18 protein-coding genes and 1 pseudogene are annotated in these 25,506 nt (G+C 67.5%); 5 read left to right on the top strand and 14 right to left on the bottom strand.

The window, feature by feature from the left end; all coding sequences use genetic code 11:
• Positions 1-4 precede the first annotated feature (4 nt).
• Complete coding sequence (locus tag AC1DGC_RS01075) at positions 5-934, bottom strand: ArsR/SmtB family transcription factor (protein ID WP_070208802.1); 930 nt, start codon at positions 932-934, stop codon at positions 5-7.
• A gap of 148 nt (positions 935-1,082) precedes the next feature.
• Here AC1DGC_RS01075 and AC1DGC_RS01070 point away from each other — a divergent pair, with 148 nt between their 5' ends.
• The gene (locus AC1DGC_RS01070) at positions 1,083-2,231 is read left to right on the top strand and encodes an acyl-CoA dehydrogenase family protein (protein ID WP_259203242.1); all 1,149 of its coding nucleotides are present in this window, start codon (positions 1,083-1,085) and stop codon (positions 2,229-2,231) included.
• 81 nt (positions 2,232-2,312) lie between these two features.
• Here AC1DGC_RS01070 and AC1DGC_RS01065 read toward each other — a convergent pair whose 3' ends face one another.
• Entirely contained in the window at positions 2,313-3,215 is a 903-nt protein-coding gene (locus tag AC1DGC_RS01065; RefSeq protein WP_478047041.1) for a hypothetical protein, read from the bottom strand.
• 238 nt (positions 3,216-3,453) lie between these two features.
• Here AC1DGC_RS01065 and AC1DGC_RS01060 point away from each other — a divergent pair, with 238 nt between their 5' ends.
• Positions 3,454-3,747 (top strand): hypothetical protein, encoded by a 294-nt coding sequence (locus tag AC1DGC_RS01060; protein WP_478047040.1) that lies wholly within the window; start codon positions 3,454-3,456, stop codon positions 3,745-3,747.
• Positions 3,748-4,220: 473 nt separating this feature from the next.
• Here the strand turns inward: AC1DGC_RS01060 and AC1DGC_RS01055 are convergent, their stop codons facing one another.
• From AC1DGC_RS01055 to AC1DGC_RS01045, 3 genes are read right to left on the bottom strand one after another with little or no spacing between them, the layout of a single operon-like run.
• Complete coding sequence (locus tag AC1DGC_RS01055) at positions 4,221-7,394, bottom strand: multidrug efflux RND transporter permease subunit (protein WP_478047039.1); 3,174 nt, start codon at positions 7,392-7,394, stop codon at positions 4,221-4,223.
• A 15-nt stretch (positions 7,395-7,409) separates the two neighbouring features.
• A complete protein-coding gene (locus tag AC1DGC_RS01050) occupies positions 7,410-8,675 on the bottom strand; it encodes an efflux RND transporter periplasmic adaptor subunit (RefSeq protein ID WP_259203237.1) in 1,266 nt (421 codons plus the stop codon).
• Positions 8,675-9,334 (bottom strand): TetR/AcrR family transcriptional regulator, encoded by a 660-nt coding sequence (locus AC1DGC_RS01045; protein WP_259203235.1) that lies wholly within the window; start codon positions 9,332-9,334, stop codon positions 8,675-8,677. The genes AC1DGC_RS01050 and AC1DGC_RS01045 overlap by 1 nt, the downstream gene beginning before the upstream one ends.
• Before the next feature lie 344 nt (positions 9,335-9,678).
• On the opposite strand from AC1DGC_RS01045, the pseudogene AC1DGC_RS01040 reads away from it, so the two are divergent.
• From AC1DGC_RS01040 to AC1DGC_RS01030, 3 genes and pseudogenes are all read left to right on the top strand, one after another.
• Positions 9,679-14,574, top strand: a pseudogene (locus tag AC1DGC_RS01040) (NAD-glutamate dehydrogenase); the annotation flags it as partial.
• Positions 14,575-14,766: 192 nt separating this feature from the next.
• On the top strand, positions 14,767-15,537 hold the full coding sequence (locus AC1DGC_RS01035; protein WP_478047038.1) for an NAD kinase: 771 nt from the start codon (positions 14,767-14,769) through the stop codon (positions 15,535-15,537).
• 79 nt (positions 15,538-15,616) lie between these two features.
• Entirely contained in the window at positions 15,617-16,564 is a 948-nt protein-coding gene (locus tag AC1DGC_RS01030; protein WP_259203230.1) for a 5'-nucleotidase, read from the top strand.
• A gap of 29 nt (positions 16,565-16,593) precedes the next feature.
• Here AC1DGC_RS01030 and AC1DGC_RS01025 read toward each other — a convergent pair whose 3' ends face one another.
• The 9 genes from AC1DGC_RS01025 to AC1DGC_RS00985 form a co-directional block, all read right to left on the bottom strand.
• On the bottom strand, positions 16,594-17,169 hold the full coding sequence (locus tag AC1DGC_RS01025; RefSeq protein ID WP_478047037.1) for a DUF2939 domain-containing protein: 576 nt from the start codon (positions 17,167-17,169) through the stop codon (positions 16,594-16,596).
• A gap of 65 nt (positions 17,170-17,234) precedes the next feature.
• On the bottom strand, positions 17,235-18,218 hold the full coding sequence (locus AC1DGC_RS01020) for an aldo/keto reductase (RefSeq protein ID WP_478047036.1): 984 nt from the start codon (positions 18,216-18,218) through the stop codon (positions 17,235-17,237).
• A 5-nt stretch (positions 18,219-18,223) separates the two neighbouring features.
• On the bottom strand, positions 18,224-18,910 hold the full coding sequence (locus AC1DGC_RS01015) for a DUF2461 domain-containing protein (protein ID WP_478047035.1): 687 nt from the start codon (positions 18,908-18,910) through the stop codon (positions 18,224-18,226).
• The gene (sbcB, locus tag AC1DGC_RS01010) at positions 18,907-20,346 is read right to left on the bottom strand and encodes an exodeoxyribonuclease I (RefSeq protein ID WP_478047034.1); all 1,440 of its coding nucleotides are present in this window, start codon (positions 20,344-20,346) and stop codon (positions 18,907-18,909) included. The genes AC1DGC_RS01015 and sbcB overlap by 4 nt, the downstream gene beginning before the upstream one ends.
• A complete protein-coding gene (locus AC1DGC_RS01005) occupies positions 20,346-21,713 on the bottom strand; it encodes an FAD-dependent oxidoreductase (protein WP_478047033.1) in 1,368 nt (455 codons plus the stop codon). Before AC1DGC_RS01005 ends, sbcB begins: the two co-directional genes overlap by 1 nt.
• Before the next feature lie 31 nt (positions 21,714-21,744).
• Positions 21,745-23,022, bottom strand: coding sequence for a kynureninase (gene kynU, locus AC1DGC_RS01000; RefSeq protein ID WP_394162663.1), 1,278 nt, complete (start codon positions 23,020-23,022; stop codon positions 21,745-21,747).
• A 480-nt stretch (positions 23,023-23,502) separates the two neighbouring features.
• Positions 23,503-24,033, bottom strand: coding sequence for a 3-hydroxyanthranilate 3,4-dioxygenase (locus tag AC1DGC_RS00995; RefSeq protein WP_259203215.1), 531 nt, complete (start codon positions 24,031-24,033; stop codon positions 23,503-23,505).
• A gap of 25 nt (positions 24,034-24,058) precedes the next feature.
• On the bottom strand, positions 24,059-24,721 hold the full coding sequence (can, locus tag AC1DGC_RS00990; RefSeq protein ID WP_259203213.1) for a carbonate dehydratase: 663 nt from the start codon (positions 24,719-24,721) through the stop codon (positions 24,059-24,061).
• Between the two features lie 73 nt (positions 24,722-24,794).
• A complete protein-coding gene (locus AC1DGC_RS00985; protein ID WP_478047032.1) occupies positions 24,795-25,505 on the bottom strand; it encodes an FMN-binding negative transcriptional regulator in 711 nt (236 codons plus the stop codon).
• Position 25,506: the final 1 nt, after the last annotated feature.

Genomic DNA, 25,506 nt, shown 5'->3' with positions numbered 1-25,506 from the left:
GGCCTCAGGGCTTGCTGGCGATCAGCGAAATGACTTCGAAATGCGGCGGCCGCTTCTCGCGGGTCACCGTTTCCAGGCTGGAGACGACCAGCCCGGCCTTCTCGGCGAACTTGCGCAGTTCCTTGTCCGAGAAGCCCAGGTTGACGTGGCCATAGGCCTCCACGGCAGCCTTGTGTTCATGCCGTGCCAGGCTGCACAGCAGCAGCCTGCCACCGGAGCGCAGCACGCGCGCACCCTCGGCCACGGCCTGGGCCGGCTTGGCCGCATAGGTCAGCGCGTGCATCAGCACGACCAGGTCGAAGCTGCGGTCCTTGAATGGGAGCGCGTGCATGTCGCCTTCGCGCACTTCCACGTTGGCCAGGCGGCGCAGGCGCTCGCTGGCGGCAGCCACCACGCGTGCGCTGGTGTCGATGCAGACGTAGCGCTTGGCATGCGGGGCGACCAGTTCGGCCAGCACGCCATCGCCGGAGGCGATATCGAGCACGTCGCCGGTTTCCAGCAGGGGCAGGGCGGTGCGCGCCAGCGCTTCCCAGGTACGGCCGGGCGAGTAGTGCCGCTCCATGTCGCCGGCCACGCTGTCGGCCCAGTTCTGGTCGGCGGCGCGGCTGGCGAGCACGGCCGCCACCCGTTCAGCATCCTGGCGCAGCAGGGGGTCGTCGCTGCCGGTGCTCAGCGCATGCCACAATGCACGCTGCGCCGGGTCCAGCGCGGCGTCATCGAAGCGGTAATACGCCGAGACGCCGGCGCGCCGGTCGCGCACCAGGCCGGCTTCCTTGAGCCGGGCCAGGTGGGTGGACACGCGTGGCTGGGCCAGCGTGGTGATGGCCGACAGCTCGGCCACGGTCAGTTCTTCCTGCTCCAGCAGGGTCAGCAGGCGCACACGGGTGGCGTCGGCGAATACTTTCAGCCGGACTGACCAATCCTCGAGATCCATAAATATCTACCTATCGCGATATAGAGATATTTTCGTCCCTGGGCCGGTGCGGGGTCAAGTCAGCCGGGATCGACCCGCCCCCGGTACAATCGCCCCACCGGGGCGCGCACTGCGCGGCCCTATCACCATATGTTCCTGGGAGGGTGTTGTGGATTTCAGCTTTACCGAAGAGCAGTTGATGCTGCAGGACGTCGCGCGTCGCATCGCGCAGGAAAAGATCGCGCCCAGCGCCGAACATCATGACCGTACCGGCGAATTCCCGCTGGAGAACATCCGCCTGCTGGGCGAGAACGGGCTGATGGGCATCGAAGTGCCGGCCGAGTATGGCGGCGCGGGCATGGACCCGATCGCCTACGTGCTGGCGATGGTGGAGGTCGCCGCCGGCGACGCCGCCCACTCGACCATCATGTCGGTCAACAACTCGCTGTTCTGCAACGGCATCCTCACCCACGGCACCGAAGCGCAGAAGCAGACCTACGTGCGCGCCATCGCCGAAGGCGAGGCCATCGGCGCGTTCGCGCTGACCGAGCCGCAGTCCGGGTCGGACGCCACCGCCATGCGTTGCCGCGCGGTCAAGCAGGCCGACGGCACGTTCGTGATCAACGGCAAGAAGAGCTGGATCACCTCCGGCCCGGTCGCCAAATACATCGTGCTGTTCGCGATGACCGACCCGGACCAGGGCGCGCGCGGCATCACGGCGTTCATGATCGACACCGACAAGGCCGGCTTCCACCGCGGCAAGACCGAGCCGAAGCTGGGCATCCGCGCCTCGGCCACCTGCGAGATCGAGTTCCAGGACTACGTGGCCAGCGCCGACGACGTGCTGGGCAAGGAGGGCGAGGGCTTCAAGATCGCCATGGGCGTGCTCGACGCCGGCCGCATCGGCATCGCCTCGCAGGCGATTGGTATTGCCCGCGCGGCGTATGAAGCGACCTTGGAGTACGTGAAGGACCGCAAGGCCTTTGGTGCCGCCATCGGTACCTTCCAGATGACCCAGGCCAAGATCGCCGACATGAAGTGCAAGCTGGACGCAGCGCTGCTGCTGACCCTGCGCGCGGCCTGGGTGAAGGGGCAGGGCAAGCGCTTCAGCAACGAAGCGGCGATTGCCAAGCTGACCGCGTCCGAAGCGGCGATGTGGATCACCCACCAGGCCGTGCAGATCCACGGCGGCATGGGCTACTCCAAGGAAATGCCGCTGGAGCGTTACTTCCGTGATGCCAAGATCACCGAGATCTACGAGGGCACCTCGGAGATCCAGCGGCTGGTGATCGCGCGCAACGAGACCGGGTTGCGCTGAGTCATGTGACGGCGTTCCCGCGTGGGGACGCCGTCCGTGCCCTGAAGGCTGTTGACCAGAACGTTGCTTGGCCGCTCCGTGTCAGCGGCCGCTGCAGGCAAGTGTCTGGCTATTCCATGTGCATCGCAGCTGCAGGCTGTCAATACCCACATTGTCGACATGTACGCCATAGAGCTTGGCTGCCTGCAGCCAGTTTTCGATCGCGTGGCGATCCTGGAAGTGATAGTCGCCGCCGAAGATGTCGGGTGCTTCCGGGCCAGTGGCGGCTGCATCGGGAATGGGATTCCCCTGCGCATCACGGCTCTTGCCTTTGACATACTGCGCTTGGTGGACGGAGTCCGGCTCCAGCTTAAGCAGGGTCTGTGATCCGTCCCGCCAAGTGACGGCGTAGGTGACGGAGCTGACACCAAACAGGCGGCTGACAAAGCTCAATCCTACCGATGACAGTGTGGTGGAAAGCGAATTCCACACGGTGCTGCCGGTCGTAGCGCCGGAGAACGCGCTGCCAATACGCGTTTCAAGCTGCGATCGCGTGGTGGCGGACTGGACGACATCGTAAGCGGTGAGGCCCTTGAAATCCTCCGGAAACGAAATGCCATTGGCGCCGCCGGGATCGTCGGGATGGACCGGGATGACCGCGCCGTTGCCGCCTGCCTGTGGGGTGACCGCAGCACCTGCCGCGCCGTGTGATTCGGCAAGGGCCATGACGCGCAGGAAGGCCTCGTTCACCGGCGCGGGGATCTGGGTCGGGAGTGCGCGGTAGCGCTTCAGTTCCCGGTCGTACTCGACCTCATAGCCGCTGATCTTCACCTGCAGCAAGTCGACCACGAGCGTGGTTCCCGCGCCGGACCCTACGGCGACCTGCTTCGGGTTGGCGCAGTTGTCGCACACGACAACACCGCCCGCATGCGCGGGGGACACCACCGCCAGCCAAGGAACCAGCAGGGCTGCGGGCCAGTGTGGGTTGAACCCAGAACGTGCCATGCCTGTTCTCCCTCGTTGTGCAGTGAATCGATCATCGGCTATGGATGGGAAGCTCTTTGTAGCGTGGCTGCTCACACGAAGTTGTGTTGCGGCATACAGAAAATGCGGTGCGTGTTGATTGCGACATTGTTTGCGCGCGCGCCGCGCCGCGTACCGAGGCGCCACGCGGATCGCCACGGGCATCTCCAGCGCTGTACGATGCCCGGCCGCAACTCAACACAACGCCCCAGGAAACCTCATGCTCATCTATCGAGGCGCAGGATTTCTGACCCTGCTCACGCCCATCGCCACCTTGCTGCTGCTGATGTGGCTGTGGCCCGATCCAGCCGTTGCCAAAGGCAATACCTCGCTGACCCAGCTTCTGCTTGGATTCGGCAGTGGTGCGGCACTCAATGTGCTGCTGGGTCTGGTGCTCAATCGCGGCCCGCGCGCGGCTGGCGAGCATGCCCGCCACCATTTCTTTTTCCTGCCGATGCAGTGGCCATCGCTGGCCATCGTCGTCGCGTGCGTAGTGGTGGCGCTGCTTCGCTGACGCGTCGCCGGATCACCGTGGGCGCTGTGTTGTTCGGGGTCATGCGTTACAGCGCCGACGAGCGCTATCGGCGGTCGTCTGGGAACCGACCCCACCCCCGCAAGGCGTGCGCGTGGGGGTTGGTTGCGCGCGTCAGGATCGCGCTCGGGCGCCGGAGGTAGGGTCGGCGGCGTGTGTGGATCGGGCTGTGCCTCCGCTTGGGCCTGTCGCGCGCGTGAGGGCCCCTTGGCGGCCGGTAGGCCCTTGGCGTAGTGTCCTCCGGCTTGGTGGCGTCCTCCTATATTCTGCCCAGGAGCCTGCCGGCCGCTAAGGGGCTCGGCTTGCGGTAAGCAGGCCGAAGCAAGGCTTTTCTGATACCGCCGCGCGCAAAGGATTGAGCGCGCACTTCGTGCTTGCCCCGCATACGGGTGAAGACCCAAAAAAAAGCCCCGGCGCGAGCCGGGGCTTTTCGTTTCAGCAGCGTACTGCCCGGATCAACGATCCGGACGGTGCGCCGTGTTGGCTTCGCCCTGGCGTTCCAGGAACTCCTTGGACGGTTCGTCCAGCTTGTCGCCCAGCATGCGGCGGACCACGATGAAGAACACCGGGATCATCAGCAGGCCCAGGAAGGTGGCGAACACCATGCCGCCGATCACGCCGGTACCGATGGCGTGACGGGCATTGGCGCCGGCGCCGGTGGAGATGGCCATCGGCACCACGCCCAGGATGAACGCGAAGGAGGTCATCAGGATCGGGCGGAAGCGCAGGCGGGAGGCCTCGATGGTGGCCTCGCGCAGGGTCTTGCCCGCCGCACGCTGCTCCACCGCGAACTCCACGATCAGGATGGCGTTCTTGGCCGCCAGGCCGATCACCGTGATCAGGCCGATCTTGAAGTACAGATCGTTGGGCAGGCCGCGCGCCAGCGAGAACGCCAGTGCACCGAGCACGCCCAGCGGCACCACCAGCAGCACCGCCACCGGGATCGACCAGCTTTCATACAGCGCGGCCAGGCACAGGAACACCACCACGATGGACAGCACCAGCAGCAGCGTGGCGGCGTTGCCGGCCAGGATTTCCTGGTAGGACATGCCGGACCAGTCGTAGCCGAAGCCGGCCGGCAGGTCGTCGCTGACGATCCGCTCCATCGCCTGCATCGCCTCACCCGAGCTGCGCCCCGGTGCCTGCGAACCGACGATGTTGACCGCCGAGTAACCGTTGTAGCGGCTCAGCGACGGCGGTGCGGACACCCAGTCGGACTTCACCACGGTGCTCAACGGGATCATCGCCGGGGTGCCGTCCGCGTTGGTCTGCAGGCTGCTGGGCGTATAGAAGCTGTTGAGCGATTCGGCACCGGTGCGGTACGGGCCATCGGCCTGCATCGTCACCCGCTTGATGCGGCCTTCGTAGAAGAAGTCGTTGACGTACACCGGGGCCAGCATCAGCTGGATGGTGCTGTACACGTCCGACACCGACAGGCCCATGGTCTGGGCCTGCACGCGGTCCACGTGCAACTGCAGCTGCGGTGCGTTTTCCAGCCCGTTGGGGCGCACGCCGGTGAGCAGGTCGCTCTCCTGCGCCGCCTTGCCGAGCAGGATGTTGCGCGCCTGCGTCAGCTGTTCATAGCCGGCGCCGCCACGGTCCTGCAGCCACATGTCGAAGCCGCCGAACTGGCCCAGGCCCTGCACGGTGGGCAGGTTGACCACGAAGATCTGCGCTTCCTTGATGCCATAGAAGGCACCGTTCATCTTCTGGATGAACTCGGGCACGGTGACCTTGCGATCCGCCCAGGGCTTGAGGCGGATGAAGCCCATGCCCACGTTTTCGCCCGAGCCGACGAAGCTGAAACCGGCCACCTGCAGCATGCCCTCGAACCCTTCCTGGTCCTTGAGCACGCCCCGCATCTGCGCGAAGGCCTGGTTGGTCTGGGCCTTGGTCGAGCCCGGCGGCAGCTGCACGATCGCCAGGGCGTAGCCCTGGTCTTCCTCGGGCAGGAAGCTGCCCGGCATGCGGGTGAACAGGAAACCGCACAGCACGGTGAGCACCACGAACAGGATCATCCAGCGCGGCGCATGGCGCACCGCCGAGGTGATGTGGCCCACGTAGGTGCCACTGATCTTGTCGTAGTACTTGTTGAAGGTGCGGTAGACGACGTTGGGCTTGTCGGTGTGGGTCGGCTTGAGGAACGTCGCGCACAGTGCGGGGGTGAAGCCCAGCGCCAGGAACGCGGAGAAGCCCATCGCGATGGCGATGGTCAGCGCGAACTGCTTGTAGATCTCGCCGGCGGCACCGCCCTGCAGCGCGGACGGGATGAACACTGCCGCCAGCACCACAGTGATGGCCACCACCGCGCCGGTGATCTGGGTCATGGCCTTCTGGGTAGCGGCCTTGGGCGGCAGCTTCTCCTCGGTCATGATCCGCTCGACGTTCTCGATCACCACGATGGCGTCATCGACCACGATGCCGATCGCCAGCACCATCGCAAACAGGGTGAGCTGGTTGATGGTGAAGCCGATGACGCTCATGCCCAGGAAGGTACCGAGCAGGGCCACCGGGATGACCAGGGTCGGGATCAGGGTGGCGCGGAAGTTCTGCAGGAAGATCAGCATCACCAGGAACACCAGTGCCACTGCTTCGATCAGCGTCTTGACCACTTCCTCGATGGAGATCTTCACGAAGGTGGTGCTGTCGTACGGCGAGAACCAGCTGACACCGGCCGGGAAGCTCGGGGCCAGTTCGTCCATCTTGGCGGTGACCGCGTTGGCCACGTTCAGGGCGTTGGCGCCTGGCAGCAGCTGGATCGCGAAGGCACCGGTCGGCTTGCCGTTGTACTGGGTGTCAAAGCCGTAGTTGTTGGCACCGAAGGCGATGCGTGCGATGTCCTTGAGCATCACCCGCGAACCATCCGCGTTGGCGCGCAGGATGATGTTCTCGAACTCCTGCGGCGAGCTGAAGCGGCCTTCGGCCGACACCGTGGCGGTGAAGTAATGCCCCTCCGGCGACGGATCGGCACCCAGCGAACCGGCCGCGAACTGCACGTTCTGGTCCTTGATCGCGGCCAGCACCTGGCTGGCCGACAGGCCGTAGCCCTGCATCTTTTCCGGGTTGAGCCAGATGTTCATGGCGTACTCGGAGCCGAACTGCTGGGTGCTGCCGACGCCGGGGATGCGCGAGATCTGGTCGAGCACGCGCGAGCCGACGATGTCGTTCAGCGCGTCACGGTCGATCGACGCGGTGTCCGACTGCAATGCCACCACCATCAGGAAGCCGGCGTTGGCCTTGGCCACCACCACGCCCTGCTGGGTGACTTCGGTCGGCAGGCGCGGCGTGGCCAGCGACACCTTGTTCTGCACCTGCACCTGGGCGATGTCCGCGTCGGTGCCGGTCTCGAAGGTGAGGGTGATGGTGACGCGGCCGTTGGACGCGGAGGACGAGCTGAAATACAGCAGGTGATCGATACCGGTCAGCTGCTGCTCGATCACCTGGGTGACCGACTTTTCGGCGGTGTCGGCGCTGGCGCCGGGGTAGGTGGCGCTCACCGTCACCTGGGGCGGTGCGATGCTGGGGTAGGACTCGACGCCCAGCCCGAGGATCGAGATCACGCCGGACAGCGAGATCAGGATCGCGACCACCCAGGCGAATACCGGGTGTTCAATGAAAAATTTAGGCATGACGGAGGGTTCCCGTTATTGCTTGTTCGATTCGGCAGCCGGGGCCGCGTCGGCCTTGTCGGCAGTCGCGTCGGCGGGTTTTGCAGCGGCGTCCGGCTTGGCGGCGGCCGGTGCGGCCCCGCCCGCGGCCGGGGCCTGGCCGTTGGCTGCGGCGCTGGCCGGATCCCACGGCTTGGCCGTGGCCGGCGCCCCTTCCTTGACCTTCTGCACGCCTGCCACGATCACCTTGTCGCCCGCATCAAGACCGCCACTGACCAGCCAGTTGCCGCCCTGCTGGCCCTCGCTCTTGACGTTCTTGCGCGCCACCTTGCCGTCCTTGCCGACCACCAGCACGTAGCCGCCGGTGGTATCGCGCTGGAGCGCCTGCAACGGCACCAGGAACGCGTTGTTGCGCTCGCCGAGGGTGGCCTGGAAGCTGACGAAGGCACCCGGCAGCAGGATCTGCTGCGGGTTGGGCAGTACCGCGCGCAGCGAGACCGCGCCGGTGGTGGGGTCGACGGTGGTCGAGGAGAAGTCCAGCGTGCCCGGCTGGTCGTAGAGGGTGCCGTCGGCCAGCTTGACCTGCACGGTGGACTTGCCGTCCCCGCTCAGCGCCAGCTGGCCCTTGGCCTGCGCGGCGCGCATCTGGGTCAGCTCGTCCACGCTCATGGAGAAGTTGACGTACAGCGGGTCCAGCTGGTCCACGGTGGTCAGCAGGGTGACATCGCCCTGGCCGACCAGCGCGCCTTCGGTGACCTGCTGCTTGCCGGCGCGGCCGCTGATCGGCGAGGTCACTTCGGCATAGCCGAGGTTGATCTTCGCGCTGGTCAGCGCCGCCTGGGCCTGCTGCACGGCCGCCGCAGCGGTGCGCTCGGTGGCTTCTGCGGCGTCCAGGTCGGACTTGGAGACGTACTTCTGCGGCGCCAGCGAACGGGCGCGGTTGGCGGCGGCCTTGGCGTTGGCGTAGGTGGCCTGCGCGGACGCCAGCTCGGCCTGCGACGCGTTCAAGGAGGCACGCAGCGGGGCCGGGTCGATCAGGAACAGAACCTGGCCCTGCTTGACGTCGGCGCCTTCCTGGTAGACGCGCTTGAGCAGCACCCCGGGCACGCGGGCGCGGACGTCGGCGCTGCGGTAGGGCGACAGGCGGCCGACCAGCTCACGCTGCAACGGCAGGGTCTGCGGCTTGGCATCGATCACGCCCACTTCCGGCGGCGGGGGCGTCTGCTGCTCTGGCTTCTTGCAAGCGGTCAGTGCGACAGCAACTGCGCAGGTCAGGGCAAGGCTGCGGAGTGGGGCGATCATCAGGAAAAACTCCGGTGTTGGTTTGAATGCGATGCCGCGGCGGTCTCCGGCACGGCGAACGCGCGCAGGAAGCTGTCAACGGAGAATTCGGCCCAGCGGCGGCGCACGGTGGCGTCAGCGCGGTGGGGGGTGTGGAAGCGCTGTTTCTCGAAATCCAAGCCGGCGATCATGCTCAATAGCAGTTCGGCCATGAAGTGCGGGTCGTCATGCCCCAACTGGCCCAGCGCGGTGCGCGCCTGGAGCCATTCAGCGACGTGAAGAACGAGCGCGCCCGCCCCGTCGCGGTACAGGGCGCGGGCTTCCTGCGGGAAATGCGGGGAGTCGGCGGCGATCAGTCGCCGGGCCTGGGCCACGTGCGGCTGGTTGCAGTGCTCCAGGTAGTCGGTGGCGAACTGCAGCAGGCTGCCGCGCAGGTCGCCCTGGTCCAGGCTGTGCAGGCCGGCCGTGGCCCGGCTGACATGCCGCTGCATGACCCGGCGCAGCAGTTCCTGCTTGCTGCCGTAGCGGCTGTAGAGGGTCTGCTTGGAGCAGCCGGCCTGCTGGGCCACCGCATCCATGCTGATCTGCATGCCCTGGGTGGAGAACAGATCGCGCACGGCATCGAACACGCGCTGATCGCGCGCATCCAGGGTGCTGGCGGCGGGGTGGGGGGGATTCACGCGATGGACTATACCGTCCAGTTCAGAATTGGAGAAGCCTTGTGTTTGCCGCGGATTTGATACCCATCGTCAAGTTGCCACGGAAGTGGCCGATGCTTGCGTGCGTGGATCTCCTACGCGAGCGTCCGTACTCGTGCGGATTGACCATCGCGACGTAAACGCCACCCAACCCGATTTGCCTTATTCCGTCCTGCAGCAAGGTATTTTTGTGCGGTAGGCCTACAATTTCATTTTCCCAACTGAGCAACACGCACCGCTCTGCCATGAAACCGCAAAAACCAGCAGCCAAGACCGTGAAAAACAAATCCAAACCAGCCGATACGCAGACTGTTTCGCCAGTGGGCTTCTCGCTGGAGCCGGTGTACACGGCCTTGCGCAAGCGCTACCCGGCGGCCGGGCAGGCCGAGGCAGTGGCTTTCGCCGCCGACTTCTACAAGCGCATGGAGGCGGACGAGTTCCCCCACCACACCGCCGAGGAGTGGGCTGCGCTGGCGGCGGACACGCTGGAATTCGCGCGTGTCCGCAAGCCGGGCAAGGCCAATGTCCGCGTGTTCAACCCGAGCCTGAAGGCCAACGGGTGGGAATCGCCGCACACGGTGCTGCAGATCGTCAATGACGACATGCCGTTCCTGGTCGACACGGTCACCATGTCGCTGGCCGAGCATGGCATCGGCGTGCACGTGCTGGGCCACCCGGTGATCCGCTTCGCGCGCGACAAGGCCGGCAAGCTCAGCGGCGTCAGCGAGGGCAACGCCGAGTCGGTGATGCTGCTGGAAATCGACCGCCAGCCGGCCGATGCCATGGCCGACGTCGAGCAGGCGATCGTCAAGGCGCTGGACGAGGTGCGTGCCATCGTCCACGACTGGGACGCGATGCGTGCCAAGGCGCAGAGCCTGGCCGAGGACCTCGGCAGCCGCCAGCTCCCGATCGATGCCGCTTCGCGCGCCGAAGCGCAGGAATTCCTGCGCTGGGCCGCCGACAACCACTTCACCTTCTTCGGCTACCGCGAATACCGCGTGGAGAAGCAGGGCAAGGAAGAGGTGCTGGCACCGCTCAACGAAACCGGCCTGGGCCTGATGCGCGGCAAGGACAAGTCCGCCGCCCGTCCGGTCAAGACCCTGGCCGCGCAGGGCCTCAACGCCACCACCGGGTTGAAGGACGCGCTGATCCTGACCAAGACCAATGCCCGTTCGCGCGTGCACCGCGCCGGCTACATGGACTACATCGGCGTGCTGGAATTCGACGCCAAGGGCAAGATCATCGGCGAGCAGCGCTTCCTCGGCCTGTTCACCTCCAGCGCCTACAACCGCCGCCCGTGGGAGATCCCGCTGGTGCGCCAGCGCCACGAATACGTGATGACCCAGTCCGGCCTGGCGCCGAGCAGCCACAGCGGCAAGGCCCTGCGCCACATCCTGGAAACCCTGCCGCGCGAAGAGCTGTTCCAGTCCAGCGAGGACGAGCTGTTCCGCACCGCGATGGGCGTGCTGGGCCTGCAGGAGCGCGTGCGTAGCCGGCTGTTCCTGCGCCGCGACAAGTACAGCCGCTTCATCTCCGCGCTGGTCTACCTGCCGCGCGAACGCTTCAACACCGATGTGCGCCTGCGCATCGAAGCCATGCTCAAGGACGCCCTGCAGGGCGAATACGTGGACAGCTCGGTGGTGCTCGGCGAATCGCCGCTGGCCCAGGTGCACCTGATCGTGCGCCCGAAGGCTGGCCAGACCCTGGAAGTGGACACCAGCGTGCTGGAACAGAAGCTGGCCCAGGTGCTGCGCAACTGGCAGGACGACCTGCGTGAAGCGCTGGTGGCCCGCCACGGCGAAAGCGAAGGCCTGCGCATTGCCGCGCGTATCGGCAAGGCATTGCCGGCCGGCTACATCGAAGACTCCAGCACCGAGATCGCGGCCAACGACGTCAGCCAGCTCGACGCGCTGACCGGTCCGGACGACCTGCGCCTGAGCCTGCAGGCCGTGCAGCGCGACGGCGGTGACGGCCTGCGCCTGAAGCTGTATCGCCAGCTGGACGACATCCCGCTGTCGGACGCGCTGCCGATGATGGAAAACATGGGCCTGCGCGTGATCGCCGAGCGTCCGTACCGCCTGACGGTCGACAACGCCCCGGTCTACGTGCAGGACTTCGAGGTCGAATCGGTGGCCGGTGCCATCGACGCGCCGAGCGTGGATGCCGCCTTCGGCGAAACCTTCGCCCGCGTGTGGCACGGCGATGCCGAGAACGACGGCTTCAACCGCCTCGTGCTGGCTGCCGGCCTGCATTGGCGCCAGGTCGCCATGCTGCGTGGCTACTGCAAGTACCTGCTGCAGACCGGCGTGCCGTTCTCGCAGGCCTACGTGGAAGGCACCTTCACCCGCTACCCGCTGCTGGCGCGCCTGCTGGTGGAGCTGTTCGAAGCCCGCTTCGACCCGGCCACCGGGCATGAAAGCAAGGAGGCCATCGCCGAGGGCCAGGCCCAGCTGCGTGCGCACCTGACCGTGCTCGCCGGCGGCGACGAGGCCACCCTGAAGGTGCTCAAGACCGTGGTCGATGCGCGCAAGGGCGACCGTGCCGCGCAGATGGATGCCGCGCGTGACGCGCTGGTCAAGCTGATGGACCGCGTCTCCAGCCTGGACGAGGACCGCATCCTGCGCAGCTTCATGGGCGTGATCGATGCGACCCTGCGTACCAGCTACTACCAGACCGATGCCGATGGCCGTCCGGGCCATGTCATCAGTTTCAAGTTCGATTCGGCGCTGGTGCCGGACCTGCCCAAGCCGCGCCCGTACCGCGAAATCTTCGTGTACGGCCCGCGCGTGGAAGGTACCCACCTGCGTTTCGGTGCCGTGGCCCGTGGCGGCCTGCGCTGGTCGGACCGTCGCGAAGACTTCCGCACCGAGGTGCTGGGCCTGGTCAAGGCGCAGATGGTCAAGAACACGGTCATCGTGCCGGTCGGCGCGAAGGGCGGCTTCTTCGCCAAGACTCCGCCGGTGAACGGCGACCGTGATGCGGTGTTCGCCAACGGCGTGGCCTGCTACAAGCTGTTCATCCAGGGCCTGCTGGACATCACCGACAACATCGTCAACAACAAGATCGTGCCGCCGGTGGACGTGGTCCGCCACGACATGGACGACCCGTACCTGGTGGTGGCCGCCGACAAGGGCACCGCGACCTTCTCCGACATCGCCAACGGCCTGGCCATCGCGCACGGCTTCTGGATGGGCGATGCGTTCGCCTCCGGTGGTTCGGTCGGTTACGACCACAAGGGCATGGGCATCACCGCGCGCGGTGCGTGGGAGTCGGTCAAGCGCCACTTCCGTGCCCTGGGCCGTGACAGCCAGAGCCAGGACTTCACCACGGTGGGCGTGGGCGACATGTCCGGCGACGTGTTCGGCAACGGCATGCTGCTGTCGCGCCACATCCGCCTGGTGGCCGCGTTCGACCACCGCCACATCTTCCTGGACCCGAACCCGGATGCGGCCAGCACGTTCGTCGAGCGCGAGCGCCTGTTCACCGTGCCGCGCTCCAGCTGGGCCGACTACGATGCCAAGCTGATCAGCAAGGGCGGTGGCATCTACCCGCGCTCGCTGAAGTCGATCGAGATCACCCCGCAGGTGCGCGAGGCGTTGGGCCTGGACGACAACGTCAAGGCGCTGTCGCCGAACGACCTGATGAGCGCCATCCTCAAGGCGCCGGTGGACCTGCTGTGGAATGGCGGCATCGGCACCTACGTCAAGGCCTCGACCGAGCAGCACAGCGATGTGGGCGACCGCGCCAACAACGCGCTGCGCGTCAACGGTGGCGAGCTGCGCTGCAAGGTCGTGGGCGAGGGCGGCAACCTGGGCATGACCCAGCTCGGCCGCATCGAGGCCGCCCAGGCCGGCGTGCTGCTCAACACCGACTTCATCGACAACTCGGCCGGCGTGGATACCTCCGACCACGAAGTCAACATCAAGATCCTGCTCAATGACGTGGTCCGGGCCAAGAAGTTGACCGTCGAACAGCGCAACAAGCTGCTGGCGTCGATGACCGACGAAGTGGCCGCGCTGGTGCTCAACGACAACTACCGCCAGAACCAGGCCCTGAGCCTGATGGAGCGGATGGCGGTCAAGCGCCTGGGCTCCAAGCAGCACTTCATCCGTACGCTGGAGCAGCAGGGCCTGCTCGATCGCCAGATCGAGTTCCTGCCCTCCGACGCCGAGCTGTCCGCGCGCAAGGCGCGTGGCCAGGGCCTGACCCGGCCGGAGCTGTCGGTGCTGCTGTCCTATTCCAAGCTGGTCGCGTTCGCCCAGCTGCTGGATTCGGACATCCCCGAAGACCCGTACCTGTCCAAGGAACTGCAGCGCTACTTCCCCACGCCGCTGCAGAAGAAGTACGCCGATGCGATGGAGCGTCACCGCCTGAAGCGCGAAATCATCGCCACGGCCGTGACCAACCAGACCATCAACCGGATGGGTGCCACCTTCCTGATGCGCATGCAGGAAGACACCGGCCGCAGCATCGCCGAGGTCGCCAAGGCCTACACGATCAGCCGTGAAACGCTGGACGCGCGCGCCCTGTGGGCACAGATCGACGCCCTCGACGGCACGCTGCCGGAGTCGGTGCAGATCGACGCGCTGGAAGTGATCTGGAAGCTGCAGCGTTCGTTCGTGCGCTGGCTGCTGTCGCGCCCGGGTGCGATGCCGGGCATCACCGAGGCGGTCAACCGCTACCAGGCGGCCTTCAACGACATCCGTGTCGCCTCCGGCGTGCTGCCCGATTCCCAGCGCCCGGCCTACGAGGCCAGCGTGGCCGAGTGGAAGGAAAAGGGCCTGCCGCCTGCACTGGCGCAGCAGTTGTCCGAGCTGCAGTTCCTGGAACCGGCGTTCGACATCATCGAACTGGCGCGTACCCGCAAGCTCAAGCCGGTGGATGTGTCCAAGATCCACTTCCGCCTGGGCGACGCCCTGCAGCTGCCGTGGTTGTTCGAGCAGATCGACGCGCTGGAGGTCAATGGCCGCTGGCACGCCGTGGCCCGTGGCGTGCTGCGCGACGAACTGGCCGCCCATCACCGCAACCTGGCTGCCCAGGTGCTGTCGATGAAGGGCGGCAGTGCCGAAGCCAAGGTGGCCGCGTGGATCGGTCGTGACGACAGCAGCCTGCGCTTCACGCTGTCGATGCTGGCCGAACTGGCGGAGCAAAAGACCTTGGACTACCCGACGGTGTCGGTTGCCGTCCAGCGTCTGGGCCAATTGGCGGCCCATGGCGCGTAAGCGATAGCGCCGGGCGCTGCCCGGTGGCATGAAAAGGAAACGGCCCCGCAATCGCGGGGCCGTTTTCGTTTCCGGTCGTGGTGCTCGCCGCTGCCCGGCAATCGCATCGACCCGACGGCGGATGCGCGGACCCGGCCAGCGGCCGGCACGACCGGGTATGCTCTTGCTGGCATACCCCACCCGGATCCACCGATGAGCGACACCCCCCGTATCGCCTTCCTGGCCAGCAACACCGAGGCCGCGCAGCAGGCCCTGGCCGTCATGCTGGCCCGGCATGGCACGTGCGCGCCCGAGCAGGCCGATGTGCTGTGCCCGCTCGGCGGCGATGGCTTCATGCTGCAGACCCTGCATCGCTACGCGGCGCTGGGCAAGCCGGTGTTCGGGATGAAGCTGGGCACGGTGGGTTTCCTGATGAACCAGTTCCGTGATGACGACCTGCCGGCACGCCTGGCGGCGGCCGAGCCGGCCAATCTGCGCCCGCTGGAGATGCTGGCGCTGACCGAATCGGGCACCACCACCGGGTCGCTGGCGTACAACGATGTGTCGCTGCTGCGCCAGACCCGCCAGGCCGCGCACATCGGCGTGGACCTCAATGGCCAGGAGCGGGTGGCCGAGCTGATCGGCGATGGCGTGCTGGTGGCCACCCCGGCCGGCAGCACCGCCTACAACTATTCCGCGCACGGCCCGATCCTGCCGCTGGGCTCGCACACCATCGCGCTCACCCCGCTGGCCCCGTACCGCCCGCGTCGCTGGCGTGGGGCGATCCTCAAGGCCGACACCGAAGTGCGCTTCCGCGTGCTGGACCCCTACAAGCGCCCGGTCAGCGTGACCGCCGACTCGCACGAAACCCGCGACGTGGTGGAAGTGACCATCCGCGAGTCGCGCGAGCGCCGGGTGACGCTGCTGTTCGACCAGGAGCACAACCTGGAAGACCGCATCCTCAGCGAACAGTTCATGTTCTGAGCCCACCCGGGCGTGACGGCCGCGCACTGTGGGACAATGGCTGGCCGGCCGCTGCGGCCGCATTGGATTGCTGAGTGCCATGGGCGACAACACCCCCCGTCTGCTGACCGTCGCGGTGACCTCGCGCGCGCTGTTCGACCTGGAAGAAGGCCACGCGCTGTTCGAGGCCGAAGGCGTGGACGCCTACGCCGAGTACCAGCGCAAGCACGAGGACGACGTACTGCGCCCCGGCGTGGCGTTCCCGGTGGTGCGCAAGCTGTTGGCGCTCAACCAGGGCCAGTCGCCGGAGTCGCCGCGCGTGGAAGTGATCCTGCTTTCGCGCAACTCGGCCGACACCGGCCTGCGCATCTTCAATTCCATCCAGCACTACGGCCTGGGCATCATCCGCGCCACGTTCACTGCCGGCGAGCCGACCTGGCCCTACGTGAAGCCGTTCGGTACCGACCTGTTCCTGTCGGCCAACCCGGAATCGGTGCGCCGCGCGCTGCTGCATGGCATCGCGGCGGCTACCATCCTGCCCAAGCCGCCGGGCGAGACCATCGCCGCGGCCGAGCAGGTCGACCTGGGCCGGCCGTTGGGCCAGCTGCGGATCGCCTTCGATGGCGATGCGGTGATCTTCGGCGATGAGAGCGAGCGCATCTCGCGCGAGCAGGGCGTGGAAGCGTTTGGCCGGCACGAGCGCGAGAACGCGCGCGAGCCGCTCAGCGGCGGCCCGTTCCGCAACTTCCTCTCCGCCCTGCACACCCTGCAGGCCGTGTTCCCCTCGGGCGAGGATGCCCCGATCCGCACCGCGCTGGTCACCGCGCGTTCGGCGCCGGCGCACGAGCGGGTGATCCGCACGCTGCGCGAGTGGGGCGTGCGCCTGGATGAAGCGCTGTTCCTGGGCGGGCGGCACAAGGGGCCGTTCCTGGAAGCGTTCGGGGCCGACATCTTCTTCGACGATTCGCAGCACAACATCGACAGCGCCCGCCAGCACCAGCGCGTGGCCGCCGGCCACGTACCGCATGGCGTTGCGAACGACGGCTGACCTATCGCCGCGGCGGGCCGCGGCCGCGCTTACCGGAGCGGCAGGCCCGACGGCACATCCGGCGCGCTGACCAGCGGCAGGCGGATGTCGACCAGCTTCCAGCGCAGGCCGGAGCGCTGCAGCACGAAGACCACGGGGGTGCCATCCGGGGTGTGGGTGGTGGCGGTGAAGCGCGACAACGACTCGAACCGATGCGTGGCACCCTGCAGCGGCCGTGCCTTGCGTGGTGCCGCGTACGCGTCGCTGCTTTCCAGGTCGTTGCGGGCGCGTTTCCACAGGGTGTGGCCTTCCAGCAGCGCGCCGATCCCGGTCGGGGTGACCATTGCGTCCACCGCGGTGCCGGTGAGCGTCTCGCTGGCCGACAGCAGCAGCGCGCCGACGACGTTGGACTGCACGTCAGCGCCCGCGCGGCGGACCACGTAGTCGTTGAGCTGCGCGCGCAGGTTGGCCCGCAGCATCGGGAAGTCCACGTAGCGGTCGAGCTTGGCGGTGTCGCGGGTTTCGATGGCCTGCGACAGGCCGTGCACGGTGAGGTAGGGGCCACTGAAAAACACGCCTGCCAACAGCAGCAGCAGGGCCAGCAGCAACCAGGGAAGCTTTTTCATCACATCACGCATCTGCAGGGCATCGGGTTGAGCTTGCCGCAGCGGGTGTCGGGAAATGTGAAGGCTTACTGGCTTGGCGATCGCCCTGACTGGAAGGCGGCCACCAGGCGCGCGCGCTCGTCCGCTTGCAGTGCGTCCACCCGCGTGTCCAGGACCTGCGCCAGGTTGCCGATGCGGGTGGTGCCGAGCACGCCGCTGGCGATCGCCGGGTTCTGCAGCACGTAGGCGAACGCGGTCTGCGCGGGCGTCTGCGACCGCACCGTGGCGACCGCGCGCTGCATCGTGCGCGCACTGCGCATCAGCTCGCGGCTGGACGGCTTCAACCACGCGCGGGCGAGGTACCACGCGTCGGCCAGGCGCGGCACCCGCGGCCGTGCGGGCAGCAGGTGGCCCTGGGCCAGCACGGTGCCGGCCAGGACGCCGATGCCCGCCGCGTGCATGGCCGCGATCAGCGGTTCGCGGTCCTGCTGCAGGGCGTTGTAGTCGATCAGCGCGACATCGAACATCCCGGGGTGGGCGGCCATGAACTGCATGGTGCCGGCCGTGTGGGTATTGATGCCGAGCAGGCGGAACATGCCGTTGCGGCGCATGCGCGCCAGTGCCGAGAGCAACTCGTCGGTGATCTGTGGCACGCCGATGCCGTGCAGCTGGAAGATGTCCAGGTGGTCGCAGTGCAGGTTGCGCAGCGAGGCGGCGCAGCTGCGCTCGATGGCCTCCGGGGAAAAATCGCGGTGTTCGGCACCGCTTACCCCGGCCTGCCCGGTGAGGGTGCCGGCCTTGCTGGAGATCACCAGCCCATCGCGCGGGTGCGCGGCGAACGCGCGCTGGAGGATGCGCCCCAGCCGCGGCTCGGCATTGAAGGCGGCGTAATTGTGGCCGGTGTCGAACAGGTTGACGCCGCGCTCCAGCGCGTAGCGCACGATGCGCTCGGCCTGGTCTTCGGCGAAACGGCGATGGCCCCAGAAGCCCGAGCAGCCCAGCGCGACCTGCGATACCTGCAGGCCGCTGCGGCCGAGCGGGCGCAGCGCCACGGGAGACGGCGTCGGCATGCGGCTCAGAACTCCAGGTCCAGCGCGGCGCACAGGTAGTCCACGAACGGCCCCAGCGTGACCAGGTCGGCGGCGATGGTCTGGCGCAGGCGCGGGCCGGTCATGGTGGCGTCGTCCAGCGCGCGCCAGAACACCCAGTTGCGGTGTTTGAGGTCGTCGATGAACTCGAAGTCCGGCTCGAAGCCGCGCGGGGCACGCACCAGCTTTTCGCTTTCCTCGAAGTCGAACTTCTTCCGCAGCACCGGCGAGTGCGCGGCGGCCTTCCAGCTGCCCGGGTTGTCGACGATGAAATGCCGCACCTTGCGCTGCGTGGCCGGCTCGGGATGCCACAGGCCGGCACCGACGAAGCTTTCGCCTGGCTGCAGGTGGATGTAGAACGACGGCGCGGGTACCTGCCTGCGGCGCTCATGGAACAGGCGCGCGCCCTGCCAGCTCTTGTAGGGCGATTTGTCGTTGGAGAAGCGCGCGTCGCGGTAGATGCGGAACAGCGAGCCACCCACGCCGCGCGGGTCGGCGCGGAAATGCTGGCTGACTGCGGCCAGGTCGGGCTGCAGGTCGGCGATCAGGCGCAGGAACGGCTGGCGCACGTGCTCCTCGTACTGCGGTTTGTGCTCGTTGAACCAGGTCTTGTCGTTGTTGCGGGCCAGCCCACGCAGGAACGTGAAGCTCTTGGGGGTGAAATAGCTGCTCACAGGCTCTGCTCCAGGTGGGTGCCCCAGTCGCGCAACTGTTGCAGCAGGGCGAGCCGGGCCGGGTCGGCGGCGTGCTCGGTGGCCAGTGCATCCAGTTGTTGGCGGAACTGCGGCAGGTTCTGCTCGCCCAGCGCGGTGTCGCCGAGCAGGCGCTGGCGACGATAGTCGTTCCAGCGTGAGTGCTCGGTCGCGTCCAGGGTGTCCAGGTGATTGCGTGCGCGGTAGCGGAACAGCAGCTCGGGCATGCGCGGATCGCGCAGGCGCTCGGCGAAGCTGGCCAGTTCGGCCGGTGGACTGGTGCGGATGCGGGCCATCAACGCCTTGTCGCCGTCGGCCAGGAAGCCGTCGTACAGCGAGGCATCCACGTCGCTTGGGGGCAGCGCACGTTCGCCGCCGAACACCTGGCGGGCCTTCTCGGCCAATGCCGGTCCCAGCTCGCGCAGGCGCGCGGCCTTGGCTTCGATGGCGGCCACGTCCAGGCCAAGGCGCGCATGGTCGGCGGCACGCAGGTGGTTCCAGGCGACCAGCGCAGGCACCTTGTTGACGTGCACTTCCTTGAGCGGCACGCGCTGTTCGCCCTCGGCCAGGTCGGCGGCGCGGGTGTACAGGCGTGCGGCGATGGTCTCGGCGGGCAATGCCAGCAGCGCGTCGACGTCGCCGTCCAGGTCGAACACGATGACCCGGTTGCTGATGTACGGATGGCGTGCCAGCGGCAGCACCGGGGCGGCGCACAGGCGCTGGGCCGGATAGCGCATCGAGATGTGCAGGACCGGCTGCATCGCCTCCACGTCGAGCAGGCTGGCCACGAAGCGCTTGTCGCGCAGCTTCAGGGCGTAGTCCCACAGCCGCGGCTGCGCCTGCTTGAACAGGCGTGCCATGCCGATGGTGGCGTACACGTCCGACAGCGCTTCATGGGCATCGCCCTGGCGCACGTCGTTGGCGGCGGCCAGGTGCTCGAGTTTGAACGAGGTGGCGCCATCTTCGCGCTGCGGCCACACCACGCCCTCGGGGCGCAGCGCGTGCAGCAGGCGCATCATGTCCAGCAGGTCCCAGCGCGAATTGCCGTTGCGCCACTCGCGCTCGTAGGGATCGTAGAAGTTGCGGAACAACCCGTGGCGCACGAACTCATCGTCGAAGCGCAGCGTGTTGTAGCCCAGCGAGCAGGTGCCCGGTCGCGCCATCAGGTCGTTGATGCGCGAAAACGCGTCGGCCTCGCTGACGCCGGTGGCGAGCGCGTGCTGCGGGGTAATGCCGGTGATCAGCGTGGCCACCGGCGAGGGCAGCAGGTCGTCGGCCGGCTTGACGTAGAAGCTGACCGGCGCCTCGATGATGTTCAGCTCGGCATCGGTACGGATCGCGGCGAACTGCGCGATGCGGGTGCGCCGAGGGTCCTGGCCGAAGGTCTCCAGGTCGTAGAACAGGAAGCTGTCTGCCATCAGTGTGCGCCCTCCAGCGCCGGCAACTGCGCGTGCACGATCCGCTCCAGCGCCGGCCAGTCGATGTGGTCCAGGCTGTCATGCCCGGCGGTGGCGTCCTCCAGGATGCGCCGCTGCAGGTCGGTGCGCGCCAGCGCCACCGCATACGGTGTGTGCAGGAAGGTCACCATGGTGTAGTGCGGCACGAAGCGGGTCGGCCAGCGTGCCTGCAGCGCCTGTTCGAGCTCGCGCTGCAGCAGGAACGCCGGATCGGCCACGCGGTCGCGCATCTCCAGGTAGTTCTCCAGCGCCATCTGCTGGATCGCCTCGGCATTCGGCTTGCGGTCGGCCTCGAACGCGGCGAAGGCCGCGGCCAGCGAATCCTGCGCCAGCAGGTGGCCGGCCAGCGCCACGCAGTCCTCGAACGCGCAGTTCATGCCCTGGCCGTGGAACGGCACCATCGCATGCGCGGCATCGCCGAGCAGCACGGCGCGGCCCTGCAGGTGCCAGTGGGTTAGGTGCAGCGTGCCGAGCAGGCCCGGCGGATGTTCTTCCCAGTCGCGGCGCAGGTTGGGGATCAGCGCCAGCGCATCGGGGAAGTCACGCGCGAACAGCGCCTCGGCTTCGGCGCCCGTGGTGGTGGTGGCAAAGCTGGGCTCGCCCGTGTTGGGCAGGAACAGGGTGACGGTGAAGGTGCCTTCGTCGTTGGGCAGGGCGATGCACATGTAATGCCCGCGCGGCCAGATGTGCAGGGCGTTGGCCTCGATGCGGAAGCCGCCGTCGGCGGTCGGCGGGATCTCCAGCTCCTTGTAGGAGTGGTCCAGGAACTCGATGCGCTCGTCCAGCGGCTGCTTGCGGTTCATCGCCGCACGCAGCGCCGAGCCGGCACCGTCGGCGCCGATCAGGGTGTCGAAGCGGATGTCATGCGGCTGGTCGTCGCGGTCGTCGATGAAGCGGGCGTAGCCGGCATCGAAATCCACGGTGTGCAGGCGGCGGTGGAAGTGCACCTGCGCGCCGGCGTCCTCGGCCAGCTGCAGCAGCGTGGTGTTGAGGTCCTTGCGGTGGATCGACCAGATCACCTCGCTGTCGTCGCGGCCGTAGCGCTGCAACTGCGGCTCGCCCTGGCGGGGATGCACCATCCGGCCGCGCATCATCACGGCCTTGGCCATGACCGCGTCTTCCACGCCCGCCTGGCGCAGCGCATTGCGTCCGCGCTCGGCCAGCGCCAGGTTGATCGAACGGCCGGACTCGTAGTCGCTGATGCGCGGGTCGCCGCGGCGCTCGTAGAGGGTGATGCGCCAGCCTTGGCGCGACAGCAGGATGGCGAGCAGGGAGCCGGCCAGGCCGGCGCCGATGATGCTCAGCGAGCGTGAGGGGGTAGCGATCAAGTCGGTGTCCGCAAGGGGGAGGGGGCGCGGCTTAGTGGCCGGCCCAGGCGCCCACTTCATCGATGAAGTGGTGCAGGTCCTGGTAACGGTTGTAGAGCGGGGTGGGCGAGATGCGGATGACGTCGGGCTCGCGCCAGTCGCCGAGCACGCCCACGGTCTGCAGGTACTCGAACAGGCTGCGCCCACGCTCGCGCCCGCCGACCACGCGCAGCGAGAGCTGGCAGCCGCGACGCTCGGGTTCGCTGGGGGTGAGCACCTCCAGCACGCCGGCCAGACGGGCGCGCACCAGCGCATCCAGCAGTCCGGTGAGGCGCAACGATTTGGCGCGCAGCGCGGCGATGCCGCCGGCCTTGTCGACCACGTCCAGGGCCGCGCGCAGCGGCGCCAGGCCCAGCACCGGCGGGTTGCTCAACTGCCAGCCTTCGGCGCCGATGGCGGGCACGAACTGCGGGGCCATCTTGAAGCGGGTAGCCTCTTCGTGTCCCCACCACCCGGCAAAACGCGGCAAGGTGGTGTCGCGGTGGTGGCGTTCATGGACGAAGCAGCCAGCCACGGCGCCCGGGCCGGCGTTGAGGTACTTGTAATGGCACCAGACCGCGAAGTCGGGCGCGATGTCATGCAGGTGCAGGGGCACGTTGCCGACCGAGTGCGCCAGGTCGAAACCGACCCGGGCGCCCTGCAGGCGGGCCATGCGGGTGATCGCCTCCAGGTCGAACACCTGGCCGCTGCGGTACTGCACGCCTGGCCACAGCACCAGCGCCAGGCGCGGGCCGTGTTGGGTGATCGCACGCTCGATGGCCTGCAGGGAAATCGTACCGTTGGGTTCGTCGGGCTGCACCTCGATGAGGTCGGTGGCCGGGTCGAAGCCATGGAAGCGGATCTGCGATTCGACCGCGTGGCGATCAGTGGGAAACGCGCCGGCTTCGATCAGGATCGCCGGGCGCTGCGCGCTGGGGCGGTAGAAGCTGACCATCATCAGGTGCAGGTTGACGCTGAGGGTGTTCATGGCGACCACTTCACTGGGCAACGCGCCCACGACGCGGGCGAGCTGTTCGCTGACCAGGCGGTGGTAGCGCAGCCACTGGGTGTCGCCGGTGAAGTGGCCCTCGACGGCCAGGCTGGCCCATTTGTCCATCACCTCCTGCACCGCCGCGCGCGCAGCCCGCGGCTGCAGGCCAAGCGAATTGCCGACGAAGTAGACCTGGTCGCGATGGTTGTGCTGCGGGAACACGAACTCGCTGCGGATGGCGCGCAGGGGATCGGCGGCGTCCAGGGCAACGGCATGGGTGCGGCTGAGAATGTCGGACATGGTGCGACCAGCGGTGACAGTGACCGACAGTTTATCCGGTGGTGGGGGTGTGGGGTGTCGTGGGGTGTGGGTTGGTAAAGGCAGCCGCAACAGCAATGGCGTCCTGTCGGGTCGTCGGCCGGGCTGGCGCGTTGCGGGTGGGGTGCCCAGGCACGCCTTAAACCCCGCGCCGCGCTCCGCCCAGCCGCTGGCGCCTGTGCGTTCGGGCGCTTGCGAGGCGGTGCCTCGCAAGCAAAGCGCCCTGAACGCCGGGAACGCGGGGAGCGCCCGGAAACGCTCGGAACGCCGGAACGCCGGAAAACGCGGGAAACGCCTTGGTAGAGCCGAGCCATGCTCGGCTGCTCTTCATTCAGAGGTCATGCTGCCATCGCATGAAGAAGAGGTATCGGCACTCGATCGAGGATCGACCCTACCGGCCCCTTCTCCCCCGCATCTGCCAGCCCACAAAACGCGCACATGCATCCATCCGCGTCCGAGCCCTCACCCCTCAACCGCCACCGCACTGCCCGGCAACGGATCCACGTGCCCGCACGCATCACACGTCCGCAGATCCAGCGACGACTGGTAGCGCGCGAACACCTTCGGCAGGTCGGTCTCGATGTTCTCCAGCGCGAAGTACTCTTCATACAGCTTGTGGTTGCAGCGCTCGCAGTACCACAGCAGCCCATCGCGCTCGTGCGCCAGCCGCTTGCGCTCCACCACCAGGCCCACGCCGCCAGCCGGGCGGCGCGGCGAGTGCGGCACCTTGCCCGGCAGCAGGAAGATCTCGCCGGCGCGGATCGGAATGTCGCGCACTGCGCCATCCTCCTGCACCTTCAGCGTCATCTCGCCTTCAAGCTGGTAAAACCACTCGGGGCCCTCGTCGTAATGGAAGTCGGTGCGGCTGTTCGGGCCGCCCACCACCATCACGATGAAGTCGCCGTCCTCGATCATCTTGTTGCCGACCGGCGGCTTGAGCAGGTGCCGGTGTTCTTCGATCCAGCCCAGCAGGTTGATCGGCATCGGGAGCATGGCGCAAGGTCCGTAGTGGGGGAGGTCAGTCGCGCTTGCCGCGACGCGGAACGTGCGCCAGCGCCCGCTCATAGGCCGGCTGCAGGTCTTCCGGCGCACCGACGTCGATGCCCATCTCGCGCACCCGCCCGTCCTTCAGGCTGTACACCCAGCCGTGCACCATCAGCTTCTGGCCGCGCGCCCAGGCGTCCTGCACGATCGTCGATCGGCAGGCATTGACCACCTGCTCGATCACGTTCAGTTCGCACAGCCGCGCGTGCTTCAGCTCCGGGTCGTCGATCGCATCCATGATCGACGCGTGCTTCTGCGCCACGTCGCCCACGTGCCGCAGCCAGTTGTCGGCCAGGCCCACGCGCGTGTTGTGCAGGGTGGCGTGCACGCCGCCGCAGCCGTAGTGGCCCACGATCAGGATGTGCTTCACCTTCAACTGGTCCACCGCGTACTGGATCACGCTCAGGCAGTTCAGATCGGTATGCACGACCACGTTGGCCACGTTGCGATGCACGAACACTTCGCCCGGCGCCATGCCGATGATCTGATTGGCCGGCACGCGGGAATCCGAGCAGCCGATCCACAGGTATTCCGGGTGCTGCTGCTTGGCCAGCTGGTGGAAAAACTCCGGGTCTTCTTTTTCGATCCGGTCCGCCCATTCGCGGTTGTTCTGCAGCAGCTTGTGGATGTCTTTCATCGTGCGGGGTCCCTGACGTCGGGTGGGGGCAAGGCGCGGCCAGGCCGGCCGCGTCGTCGCAGGAGGGGGGAGGTCAGTCGGCGGCGGTGCCGCCCTCGCGGCGCCAGCGCATCCACTGCGCCAGCTCGCGTGACGCCGGGGCGTCCAGTGCCGACAGCGCGTCGATCACGCTGGACTGGTTGGCCTCGGGATGGTTCTGGCTGAGTTTGAGTTTGATCTGCACCTGCGCCGGGCGGAAACGGAAACCGACAATGCCGCCGAGCATGCGCTGTTGGCGCGGCTCGATCGGCAGCAGGTCCCAGTCGCCGCCGACCTGCGCTTCGTAGTGCGCGCTCAGGCCGTCCAGCATCGCGATCAGCGCGTCATCATCGGTGACCGGCTCCAGTACGCCGCGCAGTTCCGCGGCGGCGTAATTCCAGGTCGGTACACGCGCCTGTGCGGCCTTGTGTTCACCCCGTCCCTGGGGCTCACCCTGCGGGCCAGCCTTCGGCTGTCCAACGCCGTTCCTGACGGCGTTGTCCGGATACCAGCCGGGGGAGACATACGCATGCGGGCCGTGCACGAGCATCAACGCGGGGCCGGCATGGCCCGCCTGCGGGTTGGGCTTGGCCCAGTGGCCTTCGATCAGGATGTCATCGGCGTCGCGCCGGTACAGCACCGGCATCCGCGTGGCCTGCGGCAGTCCGTCGGCGCCGGTGGTGACCAGGGTGACGAACGCATCGCGCGCCAGCAGCCGGTCCAGCCAGATCAGGTCGGTCTCGACGAAGGCGGACGGGATGAACATC

This window comes from Stenotrophomonas sp. 05N37, from assembly GCF_056397365.1.
Note: the sequence above shows the minus strand (reverse complement) of the source record. Positions and strands in the feature narration are given on the sequence as shown.